The 21,244-nt window shown below is 50.3% G+C and carries 11 protein-coding genes; 7 read left to right on the top strand and 4 right to left on the bottom strand.

What is annotated here, in order from left to right:
• Window positions 1-179: 179 nt before the first annotated feature.
• From H6F91_RS02925 to H6F91_RS02910, 4 genes are all read right to left on the bottom strand, one after another.
• Complete coding sequence (locus tag H6F91_RS02925; RefSeq protein ID WP_242035606.1) at window positions 180-1,025, bottom strand: hypothetical protein; 846 nt, start codon at window positions 1,023-1,025, stop codon at window positions 180-182.
• Window positions 1,026-1,088: 63 nt separating this feature from the next.
• Complete coding sequence (locus tag H6F91_RS02920) at window positions 1,089-1,676, bottom strand: DUF1517 domain-containing protein (RefSeq protein ID WP_190771499.1); 588 nt, start codon at window positions 1,674-1,676, stop codon at window positions 1,089-1,091.
• A 187-nt stretch (window positions 1,677-1,863) separates the two neighbouring features.
• Window positions 1,864-3,444, bottom strand: a complete 1,581-nt coding sequence (locus H6F91_RS02915) for an ATP-binding protein (protein ID WP_347280006.1) — start codon at window positions 3,442-3,444, stop codon at window positions 1,864-1,866.
• A gap of 543 nt (window positions 3,445-3,987) precedes the next feature.
• Window positions 3,988-5,040 carry an oxidoreductase gene (locus H6F91_RS02910; protein WP_190771490.1) on the bottom strand — a complete coding sequence of 351 codons (1,053 nt, stop codon included), beginning with the start codon at window positions 5,038-5,040 and terminating at the stop codon, window positions 3,988-3,990.
• 544 nt (window positions 5,041-5,584) lie between these two features.
• On the opposite strand from H6F91_RS02910, the gene H6F91_RS02905 reads away from it, so the two are divergent.
• The 7 genes from H6F91_RS02905 to H6F91_RS02875 all read left to right on the top strand — a co-directional run.
• Window positions 5,585-8,368, top strand: coding sequence for an S-layer homology domain-containing protein (locus H6F91_RS02905; RefSeq protein WP_190771491.1), 2,784 nt, complete (start codon window positions 5,585-5,587; stop codon window positions 8,366-8,368).
• A gap of 1,343 nt (window positions 8,369-9,711) precedes the next feature.
• The gene (locus H6F91_RS02900; RefSeq protein WP_190771492.1) at window positions 9,712-13,710 is read left to right on the top strand and encodes an Ig-like domain-containing protein; all 3,999 of its coding nucleotides are present in this window, start codon (window positions 9,712-9,714) and stop codon (window positions 13,708-13,710) included.
• A 177-nt stretch (window positions 13,711-13,887) separates the two neighbouring features.
• Entirely contained in the window at window positions 13,888-15,240 is a 1,353-nt protein-coding gene (locus H6F91_RS02895; RefSeq protein ID WP_190771493.1) for a P-loop NTPase fold protein, read from the top strand.
• Window positions 15,237-18,305, top strand: coding sequence for a tetratricopeptide repeat protein (locus tag H6F91_RS02890; protein ID WP_190771494.1), 3,069 nt, complete (start codon window positions 15,237-15,239; stop codon window positions 18,303-18,305). Before H6F91_RS02895 ends, H6F91_RS02890 begins: the two co-directional genes overlap by 4 nt.
• A 271-nt stretch (window positions 18,306-18,576) precedes the next feature.
• The gene (locus tag H6F91_RS02885) at window positions 18,577-19,467 is read left to right on the top strand and encodes an LD-carboxypeptidase (protein ID WP_190771495.1); all 891 of its coding nucleotides are present in this window, start codon (window positions 18,577-18,579) and stop codon (window positions 19,465-19,467) included.
• A 434-nt stretch (window positions 19,468-19,901) separates the two neighbouring features.
• A complete protein-coding gene (gene larB, locus H6F91_RS02880; RefSeq protein ID WP_190771496.1) occupies window positions 19,902-20,705 on the top strand; it encodes a nickel pincer cofactor biosynthesis protein LarB in 804 nt (267 codons plus the stop codon).
• An 80-nt stretch (window positions 20,706-20,785) separates the two neighbouring features.
• The coding region (locus tag H6F91_RS02875; protein ID WP_190789219.1) for a helix-turn-helix domain-containing protein at window positions 20,786-21,244 on the top strand (459 nt) is incomplete at its 3' end.

Below are 21,244 nucleotides of genomic sequence, written 5' to 3'. Positions count from 1 at the left end.
TGAATGGTGTACGAAGCACGCCGCTCACAACACAATGCACTAGTACGCTGAGGCGGAAATCCATCACCCATGTTTTTGTGTAGGGTGCTTCCCACCCTACACAAAAACATGGGTTGCGAACTTAGGCCGCAGCCTGCTAGGTACAGTAGACGCGCGTGAACCCCAGTTATGTAAAGAGCTTAGCGGCGTCTTCTACCACCACGGAAGCTAGGACGCGGAGCCGATCGGCGGGAACCGGAACCGGAGCCGAAGGAGGGCCGATTCCGCTCGGCCTGGCGGTTGTTACGACGCAAGTTGCTGTTGCCAACACCACTACCTGAAGGACGGTTACGGTTAGTCCGCGAGCCAGTACCCACGCTGGGAGTGCGGGAGGTGCCAACAGTCGAGCGCAGTCGCCCACTTGTACGCAATTGGCGGTTCCGATATTCAGCAGGGGGTGCCTGGTAGCGGGACTGATAACGCGAAACGGCTTCGTTGTAGTTGCGGCCATAACCGCCATAACCCACCAGGGCTACACCCGGCCGATAAACCGGCGGCATGTAGTACTGTGGCCGGAAAAGTAAGCTGCCGATCGCCTGTCCTGCTAGTGCTCCAGCAAACGGAGACCAGAAGCTTGGCTCTCGGCGAACAATGACAACTTCTTCCTGCCCAGTTTGAGAATTAGTTTGGGTTTCGGTGACGTTGTGAACGTATTCAATCCGAAAATCTGATGTTAGATACAGCGCAGGTTGCCCATTCTCGACCCGCAGTTCACTGGATTTGCCAGCGGAAATTTCTTCATCTGTCAGCCGGGCCAAGGGTAAGTTTTCGCTACGAAACATGGACTGTCCAGGCTGCGTATTCAGTAACACCAGAGTATACTCACCGGTGCTGTCATCATAGGTGGCCTGCTGCAAAGGGTAAGTACCATCCGCAATAGAGTTAGTAGGAGCAGGTGCTGTTGTTTGCTCCTGCGGCGGTTGTGCCGTGGGATAAGTATCAACGGTCGAGCAGGCGACAGAAGTCCATAGGAGAGACAGCGCCATTAAGGAAGCAGAGAGTTTACGTATCATCATGGTTAGGGGGAAAAGCGTGATGAATCAGAAAAATTAGAGTGGAATGAGCTCAGGGAAGTTTTCAATCAGTTGATCAGATGTCAGTTCATCCCCTAATTGCGCTGGAGAAAAATGGATCTGAATTGCCCTTAAAACTCCCCGGTAGTGCAGATTGATGAGAGCTTTCAAACCAGCCTTTAGAGCGGTGATGTCGGCCAGATTGTCTTCTAATTCAGGGACTTCGCCCTCTAAAGCGACGGCAATCATAACAACTACATTCTGCGTCACCGGAATTGCGAAATCTTCCTGGCCATCGGAGAGGAAATCTGTCGCACTACCATACCGTGTGGCCGAATCAGTAAAGAGTTCTTCCACATAATCTCCGGCTTCGCCCTCGTCCCAAAGAACGTCGCCTTCGTTGGCGGCTGAGCGCCAAAAGGTCTCATATTCCAGCAGGCTTTCACAAACTCGCACGAGTTGCTCACCCAACACGCGCATATCGCCTTCTGCGTCGATCGCCTCCTGCCCCGCCTGATTGAGCACGCCCAACAGAGGTGCAACTTCTCGACCCGCAAGATGTATAAAAATACGACACACGACAAAACGTGTCTGCCCTGTGAACTGATTGAAGCGATCGCGCAAACTCATAGCGATTCAAGTTGCCTAAATAAAGCGCACAACTTTAAATTTTAAAGAGTGGAGTGGGCGATCGCCTTAAGCTAAAGGGCGATTAATGGTGTGATTTCCGTAATGGTTTAGGTAGAGATTTATTCTCTTCCTCCGGGCTTGGAAGTTCGACGTCTTTGAAACACGCCTTGAGAAGTAATTCCTAGCTTTTTACTGGAACCTTTTGCAGCTTGGGAATCTGGATAATGAACTCCGTGCCTCCACCTTGTGTAGCGGCACACTCTAGTTTGCCATTATGTTTTTCAGTAATGATTTGATGGCTGATAGACATCCCGATACCAGTTCCCTTTCCTACAGGTTTTGTAGTGAAGAATGGATCGAAAATGTATTTGCGCACCGATTCAGTCATTCCTATTCCATTGTCAGCAACCGCGATTTGAATCCCTTCTGAACCATTCATTGAAGTGCGAATGGTAATGCATCCGGGGTTTTCTTTATTTTCCTGGTGTGTCCGTTTAGCACTTAGTTCTTCCAATGCATCAATAGCATTTGCCAGGATATTCATAAACACCTGGTTGAGCTGTCCGGCGTAACACTCAACTAAAGGTAAATGTGCATAGTCTCGAATCACTTCAATCTCTGGACGTTCGGGTTTTGCTTTCAAACGATGTTGCAGAATTAGCAAAGTACTGTCGATGCCTTGATGAACATCAACTGCTTTGAACTCCGATTCATCCATCCGGGAAAAGTTACGCAGCGATAAAACGATATGACGGATGCGATCGGTACCTACCTTCATGGAATCTAGCATTCTGGGTAAATCGTCCTGTAAGAATTCCAGATCTAGTTCTTCTTCAGTAGCTTGAATTTCAGCAGAAGGATTGGGATAGGCGGCCTGATAACATTCCACCAAACGCATCAAATCACAGGCGTACTCCTGCACATAGATTAGATTACCGTGGATGAAATTTACGGGGTTATTGATCTCATGGGCAACTCCAGCCACCAGTTGGCCCAGGCTAGACATTTTTTCTGCTTGAATGAGCTGAGACTGGGTTTGCTCTAACTCCTTAAAGCTCTGAATGATTTCGACTTGAGCCTGTTGAAGTTGTTGGTTCTTCTGAGCTAATTCCTGAGATTGGCCTTCTATTCGATGCGCTTGCTTAAAACGCTTACCAATGAGTGAAGCAATGATGCCTGCGAACGTAATTCCCAGCAAAGTACTGATGATGACCAGTACTTTTAAGTTAAACAATGCGCTTCTTAAAGCTTGAGAATGGTTGTCTAATAATTGCTCTTGACGAGAGTTAAAGTCACTATAGTTACGATCTACCTCATTCATGCGGACAAGAGGTATCTGGGCAGTTGCCTCTTCAATACGTTGCTGTTTAAGTAGTTCAAAAACCTCTCGGGCAAGCTGATCATGCAGCTCTCCCTCAGCGATAATATGCAGCAAACGCTCTCGCTGTTGAGGCTCTTCCACGGTAGTTTTCAGGAAATCAGCTTCTTCCTGAAAAGCCACAAACCCTTCATTATAAGATTGTAAATAGCTTGAATCTTGAGGGAAGAGTACTTGCCCCCGAACATTTCTCACCATCCTTGAGAGACCATAGATCATCTCGTTCATGGCTTGTATAGTCGATTGCTCCGATTGAGCTGCCTCCGATAGCTTTGTTACCCGCTCAACCGTTGTGTAAACGGCGATCGCCGATATACCTGACAAAAGAACCGGAATTGCATAGAAGGTCAACAATTTATAACCGAACTTAAACCGCCGTGCCACGCTCTAGCCTGTCTACAAGTTGTAATAATGTTGATTTTCCTTGAGTATTCCCGTGAATCCAGCACGAATCACTACCAGATAATATTTAGTATTTTCAGTTTCGAATATTAATATCACGGCGTGTTAACTATTGATCATTACTTATACCGTTTTTATATGAAGCTGCACAGAATGAGAGTTGCGGCGGGTACCCGCCGCAACTCTCATTCTGTGCAGCTTCACATTGATTTGGTATTACAGTAAAAAGTAGTGTAATACTTTGCGTCACTTTTCAGCACAATTATTTAACCTTGCTTGATACAGAAGTATATTTCTCAACAGAAGCCTCAAGGAAACTAATAATTCATCTCAAATTATTTAAGTAGTTAAAATTGGGTTGTGCAACAGCGTTTTGCGTCATCGTTTACTGTAGTAATTCAAAGGATTTCACATCGTATGGCGATGGCTAGTCGAGGATTACTGTACATAAAGCGAACATAGCCAAAGCTCATTTCTGATACTTCTCGTTGTAGCGTATAACGGTTAGCAGTCACAAAGATTCTGTTACCAGGTGCAGGGAACGGTGCGTTTTTCCTCATTGCTCTGGACCGCAAGTTCGATAATACGAATAGTATCTCTTGCTTCTTCAGGTTCAACAGCCAGTTCAGCTCTCCCACTCATAGCATGCACCAGGTTTTCATAGTAGGCCTGATAGCATCCAGGAAGGGTTTCGATATGTCCTTCAAAGTGCAGGCCCTGAATCTGAGTGATGAGGTTTCCCCAGTGCTCCTTCGGTTCTGTACCCCAATCGACTTCTAAAGGGGTATGGCCTTGTTTCAACGCGTTTTCTTGAGGGTCATAGCCATATTTAATAAATGACCCCTCTGTACCATGCAGAATAAACCGTGGACAAGGCTCTCGCACGAGCATTCCCGCCTTCAGGGTGACCTTTAGCTGGTCATAATGCAGGATTAACTCAAAATTATCATCTGCACTCCCTCCATCCCGCTGTACACGAATGTCTGCAGTAACCATGCTGGGCAAACCAAACAACACTTGAGCCTGATCAATTAGGTGGGAGCCAAGGTCAAACAGGATGCCGCTTCCTTCCCCGCTCTTTTCCTTCCAGGCGTTAGGTCTTATATAATTTCTAAAACGATCAAAGTGAGATTCATACTCGACTAAACGGCCTAAGAGTTTATTCTCTAACAACCTCTTGACAGTTAGGAAATCCCCATCCCATCGTCGATTGTGATTAACGCTGATAATTTTGCCTTGCTGACGAGCTAGTTTAATGAGCACCTGTGCCTGCTTTGAGCTAGCTGTGAAAGGCTTTTCAACAACCACATGTTTCCCGGCTAGTAAGGATTTTTGAGCTAGATCAAAATGTGATGCATTGGGCGTTGTAATTACTACCACATCGATCGCGCTATCTTCTAGAAGAGTTTCAATGTGGCGAACGACCTCAACATCGGGATAGCGAGTTTGAGATTCATTACTGTGCCTTTCAACAACGGTTTTCAGACGAAGCTCTGGCACCGCTTGAATCAGAGGCGCATGAAAGACACGAGCCGCACTCCCATAGCCAACCAAACCTACATTGATTTCCTTGCCCATGGTGCACCGACCTAAAAAATCATTCTTTCCCCACAGTAGAGTGAGTCATTAAAAATTGAATCTCCGTTTTGACAGGAAATTCCATACTCACACCTTGTACTTTACTAAAAACCAAAAACCGGGTTTTCCCATTGTGATGGCGACGCGCCACAACGGGAGAATCTCATTTTTAGAGAGTTTCATTTTTTGCCCTGTACTAAGAGTATTTCTACAGGATCAGGACTTACGCAAGTCCGCTATATCTAGAGCATTTATGTTGTAGCTGGGGTGCTTCGCACCCCAGCTACAACATAAATGCATAAGTCCTGATGATTTGTGAAATGTTTTTGAGAGGGGTCGGTATACCCACTCCTCTCAAAAAACATTTCGGATGCCTAGTATTGCCTCAAAACCAGCCCCTGATTTTGCGACCCCAACCCTATATCGCAATTCAGACCTGAGTTCTGAGGGCACGATGTGAAGAAAGCTATATGAAGTAACCGCCCCATTCTGAAAGTCCTGTGGCATCATGCCAGAGGAACGGAGTCATCATTTTTGGATTGCTATGGTTCAGGCTACTGTTACCCAAACTCTGTACGTTAACCCGGTCAGCGGCGATGATCGCGGCAGTGGAAGCCAGTCAGCTCCCTACAAGACCCTCACCCGAGCGTTACGGCGGGCAACTTCAGGCACGTTGATTCGACTGGTGCCGGGACGCTATGGGGCAGCTAACGGTGAAACGTTTCCTCTGGAACTTGGAGCGGGAGTGCAAATCTTTGGCGAACTTGCCAACCGGGGCCAGAGCGTCGTGTTTGAAGGCGGCGGCGACTTCCTCAGCCCCATCTTTGCACGGCAGAATACTGCCCTCCGGATGGGAAATGGGGCAACAGTGCAGGGAATTACAGTGACAAATCGCAATCCTCGTGGCACTGGAATTTGGGTAGAAGACGGGGCGGGGGCGATCGCCAACTGCACCTTCCTTAACTGCGGTCGCGAAGGCATCCTCACTACAGGCAACGCCAACGTAAGCATCACTGACAGTACCTTTCAAGGGAATGCAGCCAGTGGGATTTCCCTCACCCGCAACAGCAAAGGAGAACTTCGCCGCAACCTGTTTCAGCAGACCGGCTATGGCATTGCCATTAGTGACACTGCAGCTCCGCTACTAACAGAAAACCGTGTTATCAACAACCGGGCTGGCATCGTCATTTCTGGCTCAGCTCGACCCGTATTGCGGAATAATCAGGTAGAGGGAAACCAGGCTGATGGCCTCGTTGTCATGAACAACGCGGTCCCAGATTTAGGACAACCTCAAGATCCCGCAGGCAATATTTTCCGTCGGAATGGCGAATCAGATGTTCGTAATGCCAGTGCGGCTCCATTGCTATCGGTCGGAAACGACCTCAGCCCTACTCGCGTTAACGTTAACATCAGTGGCAGTAGCCAGGGAGTTGAATTTCAGGCTAGCGAAGTCAACGAGCAAATCCGTACCGTGATTCCCCGCCCGGTTCCGGCTCCCCCGACCGAACAACCACCCGTAACGCCACCCCCACCGACCACCCCTCCACCTACCCAGCCTTCTCCAGGTACCCTGCCTGACGTCGTTGGGCACTGGGCTGAGCCCTTCATCCGAGCCCTGGTAGAACGGAGCCTGATTGGGGGTTACCCCGATGGCACCTTTAAACCCGAAATCAGCATCAACCGAGCACAGTATGCCGCTCTGATTGCACGTGCTTTCACCTTACCCGATCGCCGTTCCAGCTCCAGTTTTGTGGATGTGCCTGCCAACTTCTGGGCGGCGGAGGCGATCGCTAAGGCCGAGGCCATGGGTTTCATTGTTGGATTTCCCGATGGCACCTTCCGGCCCACCCAAAATCTCACCCGTGTGCAAGCCACCGTTTCCCTGGTCGGCGGATTAGAGCTGAGCGGTAGCACTCCCGAAACTCTGAATGTATATCGCGATCGCGCCGAAATTCCGACTTACGCGACAGTACCTGTGGCGATCGCCACGCAAAAACGTCTGGTCGTGAATCATCCTGACCCCAGCCGCTTTGAACCGCTAATCGACATCACTCGCGCGGAAATTGCAGTGATGATTTACCAGGCTTTGGTGGCAACGGGAAAGGCCCGGGCAATCGGTTCACCCTACATAGTCATGCCGAGCGCCGCCGCTGTTTCCTTTTCAGATGTTCGCAGCCACTGGGGCGAAGACTTCGTGCGGGGTTTGGCCAGCCAGGGTTTCATTAGCGGCTTTGAAGATGGTCGCTTTCAGCCGGATGGCCCAATTACGAGGGCACAGTATGCAGCCATCATGGTCAATGCTTTCAATCCGGTCCCAGAACGGGCTGTGATGCCATTCAGCGATGTCCCCGAAAATCACTGGGCGGCGACAGCAATTCAACGAGCCTACCGAGGACGGCTACTTTCAGGCAACGCCGATGGCACCTTCCGGCCTGACCAAAACATCCTCCGAATTGAGGTCATCCTATCTCTGGTGAATGGCTTGAAGCTGCCTACCGGCGCTCCTACACTGGTCGAGCGATATCGCGATCGCGACACCATTCCTTCCGTTGCCCATACCTCCGTTGCCAGCGCCACTGCCAACAACCTGGTGGTTAGCTACCCTGATGTGACACAGCTCAATCCCACAAGGGCAGCCACCCGCGCCGAGGTTTCAGCCATGGTATATCAAGCCCTGGTGTACTGGGGGCGATCGCCTGCCATCCCCTCACCTTACATCGTTACACCAACTACCACTCCGCCCGATTCGGGTACCCCGACCTCATCATCGGACACTACGCCGCTAATCGTGATCGATCCTGGCCATGGGGGTACGGATACAGGCTCCATCGGCCTGAACTATTTGCTTGAAAAAAACGTGAATCTAGCAATTGCGCTTGAAACCGCTCGCATTCTTCAAGAATTCAAATTCCGAGTGTTGCTAACCCGAAAGGATGATCGTGTGCTCGCATTGGAGGAGCGAGTAGCGATCGCAGAACAGGCTAAGGCTGATCTATTCATCAGCATTCATGCCAACTCAGCGGGCAGTGATCACCCCGAGGTCAATGGGACTGAAACCTATCACTATCCCAATTCTACCGAAGGTGCTGAGTTGGCCCAGTCGATTCACAACAATATTACACAGGCGATAGAGACAACGAATCGAGGTGTAAAGACAGCCAATTTTTTAGTGTTAAGGCAAACCACAATGCCAGCGGTGTTGGTAGAAACCGGGTTTGTGACGGGGGCAGCGGATGCCCCACGACTGGCAAATCCTACGTTTCAGAATACAGTGGCACGGGCGATCGCCGTCGGAGCGTTCCAATTTCTAGAAGACCCCGTTGGGTAGCACAGCCTTAGCAAACGGCTGTATCCCGATTGTATAAGTGCGTTTGGCATTACCTATCGGGCTCTCACAACTGGGGTGCAGCCTAATAATTGTGCGTAAAAATTCTGAATATTGGAATATTCAAGTTGATAGAATGCCAATTTCTACTGATAAATTCCTTATTTTTTTAGAGTAAGTGCTGCCATTTTTCTTAAAGTCTTTAACTCAAGATACTAGAGAAATATAAAATCCAAAATATTGCTTGAACAAGCTATGACACACTAAAGCAATAAATTAACGCCCGTAAAAACACATACTATTTGCATTTTCAAGTTACTAAAATGCCTGATTTTACCGAAAAATTCCTTGCTTCTTAAAGTAAGTATTGCTGAAATTTTTCAGCTTAAAATAGAAATAAAATTAAAGAAAAAGGATTGGTAAAGCTATCGAGTTTGACAGTGAGCGAGCTGTTTCATTGGGTATATTAATGAAGTGAGAAGTTCATGGGTAACTACACAAGCGTAGAGATTGCTCTGAAAGATCACTGCTGAAATTTAAGCGGCTCAGCGCTCCTCTCATCCTCCTGAGACATGAGAAAACTGAATCCTCAGCCTCATGTCACAGAAGCATAAGAGGTAAATACTGCTTATATCAGCAAAAAATTTAGAGCATTCTTCAATGCCTAATTCTATTTGGTTAAGCCATGCCCAACTCATTCACTTCATGCTCTGTAACGTACAGTTGCCCTATTTCCCAATGTGGCTCTCAAACCCTTACACAACTTCGGAAATTATTTGAAAAGTGCTGAGAAACATTCATTTTTTATTAGGTAATACCCATAAAAAATGAATGTTTCTTCATGCTCTCGCAAAGGTGCTCGTGGTGATCGTCCTCAGTAGTTCTTTAGATAGCGATCGCATATCGAATTCCTTCTCATCTGGATCTTCTAGATAGTGAACTCTCGGTTCACCTGGCTTTGCCACGAGACTTTCTATTTCAGTGTAGTTATTCAATAAATTCCAGCATGATTTGCTCGGCTCTGACTCCGTCCAGAAGCCGCTCACTGCAGCTGCCTTACGCTGTTTCTAACAATGCGTCATTGGCATTGCACCAGCGGCTTGATAGTAGGTCTCCTCCTAGGTGGAATGACTTATGCTTCCCTCCGCCTTGTGGCCAGAGGCAATGTAACTGAAGAATGGCTCAAAAGCTGATGACCTGACAAGAACATGTGCCTGCCTCAACAACATCTAACTGCAGTGCCACATTCAGTACAACTCACAGCTTGATGTAATAGCTCACCCGCCCATAAGTAACAGCATTTCTAGGGCGATCGCAAACTTTGCAACCCATAAAAGGATACTCTCATGGCATTACCTGGTGTTAGTACTCTCTTCAATTTCAACGGCACTGCTACCTCTCTAAGCACTAATGAAGTTCGGCTCACTGAGGATGTAGGAAGTCAAAGTGGCTCAGTCTTTTCTAAAACCCGTATTGACGTTACCACCAACTGGACCCTTTCATTTGAAGTCTACTTGGGCACCAATGATAGAGGTGCAGACGGCATTGGTTTCGTACTTCATAATGACCCGCGTGGTGCATCCGCAATTGGTTCTACTGGCGCAGGCTTAGGTATCGCAGGTGTTCAGAACGCTTTTGGGATTGAATTTGACACTTTTCAAAATACTGGCGATCCCGCTGCAGATCACACAACCTTTGTCGACCCAGACACCAATACCCAAAATTTATCCACCCTAAAGACATTAAGTAATATTGAAGATGGTCAATACCATACCGTTGTCGTCAATTGGACTGCTAGCACACAAACTCTGAGCTATACATTTGATGGCGTCGCAATGTCGTCGCAAAGTGGGCTAGGTAACCAATTTGGGACAAACCCCTCTTCAGTCTACTGGGGTTTTGGTGCTGGAACGGGAGGTTCCACAAATGAACACCGCGTTAGACTACTAGACTTTACGGGGACTTTGTATGACGGGTCTGGCAGTGTTATTGATACAACGCCTCCCAATGCACCTAGCATCACAGGTTCGCCGCTGACCAATGATACGACTCCTACCCTTAGCGGTACAGCAGAACCGGGGTCTACTGTCAGAATTTATGACGGTGGAGCACATATTGCCTCTGTCGTCGCTACGGATGGTAACTGGTCTTATACTCCGTTGGCCCCATTGTCCCAAAATCTCCATAGCTTTACCGTTCGAGCTGCCGATGCGGCTGGAAACATCTCTGCTGCATCCAATCCCCTGAATGTCAGCATTGATGCGACTCCTCCTGGAATCCCTGTCTTTACAGGTCAGGCTCATACCAACGACACCACTCCTGCTCTAAGCGGTCTAGCGGAACCCGATGCCGTAGTGGAAATCTTTGATGAGCAAGGTGGTTCGCTGGGTACTGTAACGGCAAGTGGAAGCGGTAGTTGGTCCTTCCCTATTACTACGACTTTGAGCGAGGGGGGGCATGTTTTTACGGCTCAAGCAAGAGATGCGGCTGGAAATCCTTCAAGCCCATCCAATCTATTCCTCCTCACTGTTGATCTAACAAACCCTAATGCGCCGACCATCCAAAGTTCTGCCGAGACGAATGATACAACTCCCGAACTCAGGGGGTTAACGGAACCCGGTGCAACGGTAGCAATTTTCGATGGTGATATGCCCTTGGGAACGACCACGGCTGATGAAGCTGGCCGCTGGTTCTTCAGCCCGAGTGAAAGGTTGAATGATGGCTCCTATCCCTTTAAAGCCAAAGTAACGGATCTTGCAGGTAACTCTTCAGGTTTCTCCGAATTTATAACCGTTTCCATTGATGGAACGGCTCCGGGTGCACCCACGCTCTCAGGGAATGCCAATACCAACGACACCACACCTGGACTTAGCGGCTTAGCAGAAGCCGGAGCTACAGTGAATGTTTTTGATGGTGATAACTGGATTGGCTCGACTGTTGCGGATGTGTCGGGTAACTGGTCCTTCTCTCCCACAGAGGCACTGTCTACTGGCCCGCATACCTTTAAGGTTAAGGCAACGGATGGCTTTAACAATACCTCAGATTTCTCTATCCCCCTCACAGTCACGGTCGACGTGTCTGCCCCCGCTGCCCCCACTCTCAAAGGCGCCACACGAACCAACGACAACATACCTACCCTCAGCGGTAACGCAGAATCTGGGGCTACGGTAGAAATCTTTGACGGAAATACCTCCCTTGGTACTGTGATTGCCGTTGATGGCCAATGGAGCTTTGCCCCTGATGCCGCTCTCAACGATGGAAACCATACCTTCACAGTGAAAGTCACGGATGCGGCTGGAAATATCTCAGAAGCATCCAATTCCTTAACAACGCAGATTGACAGTACTCGCCCTGCGACACCAACCTTGACGGGAGCAGCTCTAACCAATGACACGACTCCCGAACTGAGCGGCACTGCAGAGGCAGGAGCAGTAGTCGGTATTTTTGAGGGCGGCCTATCTGAGGACGGCACACTTCTTGGCACCGCGACAGCCGATAGCACGGGGCACTGGTCTTTCTCACCCACCGAATCACTGGCAGCAGGGCCGCATACCTTCATCGTCCTATCCAGGGATAGCTTCATAAATGTCTCAGAACCATCCTCTCCTCTAGAGATGATGATTGATGTAGCGGTTCCCAGTGTGCCAACCCTTACAGGGGCGGCCCGGACAAACGATACGACCCCTACCCTAAGCGGTGATGCAGAAAGCGGTGCAACGGTAGAAATCTTTGATGGAGATGTCTCTCTTGGTACGGTTGTAGCGGCTGATGGCCGCTGGTCATTTACCCCAGGCACAGCCTTAAACAATGGCTCCCATAGATTCACAGCTAAGGCGACTGATGCGGCTGGCAATACGTCTGAGGCATCTGCCCCGTTGACGGCAGAAATTGATGGAACAGCCCCCACAGCTCCCACCCTCACCGGAACTGCATTTACCAATGACACAACTCCCGACCTGAGTGGTGAAGCCGAAGCAGGCTCTAACTTGGAGATTTTTAACGGTTCAACCTCCCTGGGAACTGTTGTAGTCGGTGATGCAGGGCACTGGTCCTTCTCACCCAGCACGCCCCTCGACCAAGGTACCTATACGTTCACGGCACAGGCAACGGATACCTTTGGTAATATATCCGCCACCTCTATTCCTCTAGCGGTCACCATTGACACGATGGCCCCAGAGGTTCCTGCTTTCACAGGCGATCCATCCAGGTACAACAACTTGCCGACCTTCACGGGCACAGGAGAAGCCTCCGCCACCCTGCAAATCCTTCGTGGAACAACTGTCCTGGGTACAACAACTGTAGACGATACAGGCCATTGGACGTTTACGCCCGCAAACCCACTGGTTGCAGGACAGTACACACTGACCTGCCGAGCCATTGATGCAGCAGGCAACATGAGTGGTGAATCGGCTCCCCTATCATTCAACGTCTTCCCCTGGGGTGTGACACCATTTGACGACGTCGTTACTGGAACCGCAAACGCAGATGTGATCTCTTCCCTCGCTGGAGATGATGTCATTTACGGCCTGGGTGGTGATGATCAACTAGTTGGTGAGGAAAATAATGACCGTCTATACGGCGGTGAAGGCAACGATAGCTTGCTAGGCCGTTCAGGGGACGATCGCCTAGAGGGCGGCCTTGGTAACGACGTCCTCACGGGCGGAACGGGCTCTGACACCCTACTGGGTGATGAGGGACGCGATCGCCTGAGCGGTGACACGGAGAATGATCGCCTCGATGGTGGCAACAATGACGACACCCTTTTTGGCGGAACGGGCTCTGACACTCTGCTGGGCGGGGCCGGGAACGATCTGCTGGCAGGTAACCGAGATGACGATCGCCTGTACGGTGGAGATGGCACAGATACCCTCTTCGGTGGCTATGGTGCTGACAACCTATTCGGTGGAGCGGGTAACGACCACCTGCAAGGGAATGGCGATAACGACCTCCTGGATGGTGGAATTGATCACGATACCCTCTTCGGTGGCAACGGAGACGATACCCTGATCGGCGGTACCGGCAACGATAACCTATACGGTCAGATCGGCAATGACACTCTTCTAGGTGGTAACGGAAATGACGTGATGGATGGCGGTCCTGGTCTAGATGTGCTGACAACGGGTGCCGGTAGCGACACGATTATCGTTTATCCCAAGGAAGGTCTCAATCAAGTCACAGACTTTGCGGATGGGATGGACCGCATTAAACTGGGTGGCAGCCTGATCTTTGGTCAACTGTCAATTCAACAACGCCAGCGTGATGTGTTAATCTCCCGTGGTGATGAGCAGCTCTTGTTGCTGCAAAACATGACAGTCGGACAAATCACTCGGGCAGACTTCACCTAAATGCTCTCCAGGATTGAGCATTGAATGCAGCTCAATCCTTAGTAAACAAAGTTGCCATACCCAAAGAGACACTGGAAGTTTTTGCGAACTCCCAGTGTCTCTTTGGGTATGGCAGCTCAGTTCAATTTCTCAAATGCTATGATTCCCACAACAAAATGACACTGAGGTACCCTTCCAGTGCTGGATGTACGGGATTTTTTCAATGCAACAAACCCCAGCCGAACGTTGAATGTGGAGAATGCGGGCGATCGCGAACTCTACATCGATTTCTCCGCTGTGCGCGGTGGGCAAATCATCCAGGAACTGAAGGACAACATCAGCTTTTTCTCGCCCAATGCGCCAACCTGCACGTTATTCACCGGGCACATCGGTTGTGGCAAATCTACCGAACTACTGCGGCTGAAGAAAGAGCTAGAAGAAGAGGGCTTCCACGTCATTTACTTTGAGTCAGATGATGACCTGGAAATGGCGGATGTGGACATTGGCGATGTCTTGCTGGCGATCGCCCGCCGCGTTAGTCAGAGCCTGGAATCTCTGCAACTGGCAGAGCCAAAGGGACTCAAATCCATCCTTCAAGGGGCTGCAAAAATCCTGACGACGGAAATTGAATTTGTGGGTGCAGAGGCGGAAGTAGCTGGTATGGGAGCTTCCGTCAATGGGGATGGCGAGTTTTCCCTATCCCTGGGAATTGGTAAGCTCACGGCAAAGGCGAAGAATGATTCGACCTTACGCGATCGCCTCAACAACTACCTGGGGCCACAGAAGAACAAGCTGGTGGAAGCAATCAATACAGAATTGCTGGAGCCGGCGATCGCCCGTCTGAAGCAACTTGGGAAAGTTGGATTGGTGGTGATTGTAGATAACTTGGATCGCATCGACAATCGCCCCAAAGCTCACGGACGGCCTCAACAGGAATATTTGTTTATTGACCAGAGTGATTGCCTAAAGAATCTGCACTGCCATTTGGTCTACACGATGCCCTTGGCACTGAAGTTTTCCAACCAGTACGGGATGCTCACCCAACGTTTTCCTGAAGACCCGAAGGTACTGCCGATGGTACCTGTTCAGTTTCAGGATGGGCAGCCCTGCGAAGAGGGGTTGGGCCTATTGCGACGGATGGTACTAGCACGAGCTTTTCCGGGTATGACAGACAAAGATCGATTTGCCAATCTAACCCAAATATTTGATAGCCTCGAATCACTGGATTATCTGTGTTGCATGAGCGGAGGCCATGTACGGGATCTGTTGCGGATCTTGAATGCGTGGATTAAAAAGGGAGGGAAAACCCTGCCATTAAAGCGATCGCAACTAGACGATGTCATCCGTTCTTACCGCAATGAGATGACGATGCATATTTCTGATCCAGAATGGGAACTCTTGCGACGGGTGCGTCAACGTAAAAAGGTGAGCGGCGATGATGATTATCAGACGATGATTAGCAGTCGGCTGGTATTCGAGTATCGCGATCGCGGGGAGTCGTGGTTTGATGTGAATCCGATTTTGCTGAACTCTAAAGAGCTACAGGCATGAATGACGCGCCTTTGGATGAGATTGAGATTCGCAACCGCGAAGCCCTGGAGGAGTTAGCGCAGACAATCGAATGGTCTGTGGGGGAATTTCATCTACTGTTGGCGCGTTGCAATTATGGAAATGTGCGATCGCATCTGATCACCCGTTTGCAAGAAATCTGTCCGGTTCGCATCCAGGTCGTCACCCTTACCAACGAGGCCGAAAAGCTCTACACCACCATTCGGGAAGCAATGACTGACCAAGATCCTGAAGCGGTTTTGGTCATTGGTTTTGAGCATGTTCGTGATTTAGACAAACTATTTGCCGCCGCAGATTCAGCGCGGGAGGAGTTCCGCAAAAACTTTGCTTTTCCGCTGGTCTTCTGGTTGGACGACAGCCAGTTCAACGGCTTCAAAAACCGCGCCCCTAATTTTGAGAGTTGGGCTCCGGTGGATACCCCGGTGTTTGCGATCGCCCCCTTCGCCATTCTGCAATCTCTAGAACAGGGGTGTCATGCCATCTTCAAAGCTGCTTTCAACCCAGAGGAGAAGGATTTGCCCGATGCCATTGGCCGCATCACTCACCTGGGCGACTTGCAACGTTCAGAGCTCCCCAACGCACTGCAATTCCTCGAAGATCAGGGCATTGGCCTACGCGCCGATCTCCAGGCAGATCTGGACTTTATTCAGGGTTGCCACCTGTCCCGCCGTAACAGTGCAACTTTGGAAGCGCTTGAAGCGGCAATTGAATTTTTTCAAAACACCATCATCCACTACCGCACTTACCTCCCCACTATTCTTGTCGCTCCTAATGCGCCCGTCCCGCAGTCCCTGTCCAATTTGAAACTGGGTCTTGCCCTATTTTTTCTGGGCCGTTGCCAATTTCAACAGATTGATCTGGCTCGCCGCACTAGCTATCTGCCTTACAAGCAAGCGGATTGGGAAGTAGCGCGGGCCTCTCTGACAGAGGCAGTGTTGCTGTTTGACCAGTGCGATCGCCCTGACATGAGCGCCAAAATCATCCTGCGATTACTGCGTACCTTACGTCGACTGGAGGATTGGGGTGCCCTGGAGGAAATGTCGCGACGGGCAATTTCTCTGCATGCGACCTACGATATGCCCACAAGGGCTGGAGAACCCTATGGTTTTCTGGCCGAGGCTGCGCTAGATCGAAAGCAATGGGCTCAGGCTCGGGACTATGCGCAGCAGGCGTTACAGGTGATCGCCCCCCTCGGTTGGCCGTATCACTGGCCAGAAGGCTTGTACCTCTCCTTTCAGGCGCGAGCCGAGGCAGAAATGGGCAACGTGGAGGAGGCGATCGCCCTGTTAGAACAAGCACAGGAGCTGGGCGATCGCGGCCACCCCACCACCTACTGCCGCACCCTGGAAGCATTGCGGGAGTTGTATTGGCAACAAAAACGCTACCTGGATGCTTTTAAGCTAAAACAAGCTCGTCTGGAAGTAGAGAAAATCGCCGGGATCCGTGCCTTTGTGGGAGCAGGTCGCCTGGGTGCCCAGGCACGACTTCTGACAGAAGCCAACAATCCTGACGACTTGGCTCCAGAAATTCGTGTATCTGGGCGCCAGTTGGATTTACAACGGCTGTTGGAACGGATTGGACGTAATGATTTCAAGCTGACAGTGATTCACGGTTCATCCGGTGTCGGCAAAAGTTCGCTGATGAATGCAGGGTTGATTCCGACGCTGAAGGGCCGGGCGATCGGCACCCGTGAGAATCGCGTGGTACTGGTGCGAAAGTATACGGATTGGACTGGTGATTTATCTGTGCAAGCAGCAGAAGTTCTTGCTGTACGTTCTTCACAGTTACCAGAACCACTTACCTCAACTCTCAATCAAGCGTTCTTCACGGTTGTCTCTGCTAAATCCTCTAACCATGCTCAAGCAGATTCACAGCCTGAGCTTCAAAAGCGAATGTTAGATTATGTTCTCCAGCAGTTGAGAGAATGTGACAACCAGAATCTCCGGCCTATTCTCATCTTTGATCAATTTGAAGAATTCTTCTTTGCAAATCCGAATGCGATCGATCGCCGTCGTTTTTTCGAATTTTTAGGTGACTGTTTACAGATCCCATTCATTAATGTGATTCTTTCACTTCGCGAGGATTACATTCACTACTTACTAGAAGCGAATAAGGTTAAAGGTTTAGGGGCAATCGGCAGTGATATTCTCAGCAACAATGTGTTGTATGGTTTGGGCAACTTTTCCCCCACCGATGCAAAGGCCATTATTGAGGATTTGACAAGGCGATCGCGCCTCTACTTGGAACCCGAGCTCATCAACGCGTTAGTCAACGACCTCGCCGGAGAACTTCAAGAAGTTCGTCCCATCGAACTACAAGTCGTTGGAACCCAGCTGGAAACCGAAGGGATTCACACTCTGGCCGACTACCACGCTCTTGGCCCCAAACCCAAAGAAGAACTTGTCACCCGCTACCTTCAAGAAGTCGTACAAGACTGTGGCGAGGAATATGCCGCCCTGTCAGCCCGCGTCCTCTACGAACTCACCGACGAACGCGGCACCCGCCCGCTTAAAACCCGCCCAGAACTCCTACGAGAACTGGAAACCGCTGATTTCCCCTTACCGGCTCCACCAACTGACCTATCCACTCACCCAATCAAGCATTTTAAGGACTCCCTGGACTACGTGCTACGTATGCTTTCCGGCTCTGGTCTTGTGACGTACCTGCCAGAACAACCCGATGATCGCTACCAGCTCATCCATGACTACATCGCCGAAGCAATACGTAAAAAATATGCACCCGGCAGACAAGGGCTGTTGAAGCCATTCGAGCAATCTGAAACTCTGTCCCTAAAATCTGAAGTTCAACAGGCAACCTTAGCCGAACGTCAGGACCATGATGAGCAAACACAAAAAACGACCGAAACTCTTGAAGAAGCACATAAGCTACGTTTCAAGGCCGAACGACGGTTAAAGATAGCTTCTGGAGTATTGGGTCTATCTCTATTAAGCCTGCTTCTGGCTTTAGTCGTGTCAATGGCTATGGTTTCTAAAGAAAGGAAGCAAGAAGCTCAAGCAAACAATATCAGAAGCCAGCAGCGTTTCTGAAGCGGACTTCAGCAATTCTCATTATGAGCTTCAAAGCCGAGAGTTCGCGCCCGACGGGCGCGAACTCTCGGCTTTGAAGCCTGAAAACCACTCGCTACAGGCCCGCAGTTTTCGGGCTGGATTCCAAAATGAGAATTGCTGACAATTCCTGAAAAAACTTGATTCCCTCGTTTTTTGTCCATAAAGTAATAAGACCCATGTACGAAAGGTCACACTTTCTGCGATAGTTCATGGATGAATCCTCTCCTGCGGAGCGTTATCTGCATCGGCTATGCTACGTTGTTTGCCACCTGAGCCCTTGAAAGCGGGCGATCTGCTACGAGTCGTCATTCCCAGTGGGGCCGTGCGAGAGGTAGAAATGTTCAACAAAGGCGTGGAGATCTGGCGATCCCACGGCTTTCGAGTCGAGGTGCCCCACGGGTTTGACCGTCGTTGGGGATACTTGGGCGGTAAGGATGACGAGCGGCGGCGACAGCTTCAGGAAGCATGGGATGATCCTGCATGCCGGGGAGTGCTGTGTGCCCGAGGTGGCTACGGCAGTATGCGGTTATTAGAAGCCTGGGATTGGGGCGATCGCCCTAACAAATGGATGATTGGGTTTTCTGATATCACCAGCTTGCTGTGGAGCCTCAGTCTATGTGGTGTTTCTGGAGTACATGGGCCATTGCTCACCACTCTTGCGAAGGAACCGGGGTGGTCAATACAACGATTGTTTGACTGGGTGGAGGGGGGATCGCTTTTACCCATCCAGGGCAAAACCTGGGTGAACGGACAAGCTGAGGGGCGATTGCTCCCGGCTAACTTGACCGTAGCGACCCATCTGCTCCATACGCCCCTGCAACCTGATCTGGATGGCGTGATCCTCGCCATTGAAGATGTGACAGAAGCACCCTACCGCGTCGATCGAATGTTAACCCATTGGCGATTGACTGGCTTACTGAAACAGGTCAAGGGTATTGCTGTAGGGCGCTTTAGTCAGTGTGAGCCACCCCCTAATGTTCCCAGCTTTACGGTGGAGGGGGTATTGCGCGATCGCCTTGAAGACCTGGGTATCCCGGTAGTGGCGGAGTTGCCTTTTGGTCATGATGGCCCTAATGCGGCATTACCGGTGGGTGTTCCAGTGCGGATAGATGGGGATAGTGGCAAGTTAGTTTTTCTGTAATTTTTGAGGATAGGTATCCAGGGTTGGCGATTACCTGGGTAGGAAAAGGCTGGCTATGGTGGGTGAATGCCTAGTGTAGTAGGCTCGTTGCTCACTGAGCCTGAGCCTGAATAGGCAATCCCTTATACCTGTTACATTTCTGCTAATCGGGATTGAGGGTGAGGGCTTTCCTAAGGGCTGCGCGTTGCACAACCATTAGGAAAGCCCATTTTTGCGTACACAAGGCACGTAAAACAATAGGTGATCCAGCTTGTCCCGAAGATGTTTTAGAGAATTTGAGTGAACAGCTTATCTTAACTGAGGTAAAGGCACGCTCCCTTCCCATTCACCATTTCCTCTCACTCACGGCACAATAGACCTGAGACACCCGCCTTCACTCCGTGAACCCCTAAGCCCCTACTCCTTCAACCATCCACCCATCTACTCACTCACTCGTGACCCAACCCGAAGCCCTCCAAAACCTTCTCGAAGCCGTTGCATCTGGCGCAGTCAGTCCCGAAACGGCTTTCTCCAAGCTCAAGAATCTCGACTTTGAACCGGTATCAGATTTTGCCAACATCGACCACCATCGGGCTTTGCGAACGGGTTTTCCGGAGGTGATCTGGGGACCTGGGAAAACTCCGGAGCAGATTAGCCAGATTATTCACACCATGCGGCCCCGGACGCCGGTAATTATGGCAACACGGATAGAGCCGGAGGTCTATCAGCAGGTGCGATCGCAAATTCCCGACTTACTCTATTTCGCGACCGCCCGTATTTGTGCCCTAATCCAGTCACCAACGGATTCATCAGGGATGCCCAAACCCCAGCATTCTGGCACTATCACCTTGATTTCGGCGGGAACGGCTGATCTGCCCGTAGCGGAAGAAGCCGCTATCACGGCTGAATTGTCAGGATTCCGTGTGCAGCGGTTGTGGGATGTGGGGGTAGCTGGAATTCATCGTCTGCTCAGCAACCGTCACCGGCTGCAAGCGGCGGATGTCCTGATCGTGGTGGCCGGAATGGAAGGAGCGTTGCCCAGTGTAGTCGCAGGCTTAGCAAGCTGCCCAGTGATTGCAGTGCCCACTAGTGTGGGTTATGGAGCCAGTTTCGGAGGGTTGGCGCCATTGCTAACAATGCTGAATTCCTGCGCAGCAGGGATCGGTGTGGTGAATATTGACAATGGGTTTGGGGCAGCGGTGCTGGCAGGGCAAATTCTGCGGACGGCAGAGCGGATTGGGCGATCGCCCTCTGCTTAACCCACTTGTTTATTTAACCTGATACCAAACAAATATGAAGCTGCGCCAAACTAGAAGAGTCCTCTTTGAGGTGATGGGCGATGACAGGACGTCCTTTTCAAGTCACGGTGACGGAGAGCCTGGAGCAGTTAGAGAAATCGTTGCACCACGCTCGTAGCGTGAGCCAAAAAGAACGCTTACAGATGCTGGTGTGGTTGAAGCAGGGAGAGGTGAGCAACCGAAGTGAGCTAGCAGAGCGCTGCAACCGAGACAAGGCAACAATTACTCGCTGGATGAGCCGTTATCGGCAAGGGGGACTAAGCGCCTTGCTGACAAAGGGCACCGCCCCCGGTGCGGCTCGAAAAATTCAAGGAGAGGCCCTGGAGAAGCTGAAAGCTCGATTAGCCCAACCGGAGGGGTTTCACAGTTACATCGAGATCCAACAATGGTTACAGCAAAGCTGTCAGTTGACGGTGGAGTATGGCACGCTCTACCGGGTGGTGCGCTACGAACTGAAGGCGAAACTGAAAGTGCCTCGTCCTCGAGCCCTTCAACAAGAC

Source organism: Leptolyngbya sp. FACHB-8, assembly GCF_014695575.1.
GTDB lineage: Bacteria > Cyanobacteriota > Cyanobacteriia > Elainellales > Elainellaceae > Vacuolonema.
This window is presented reverse-complemented; position numbering and strand designations above follow the sequence as displayed.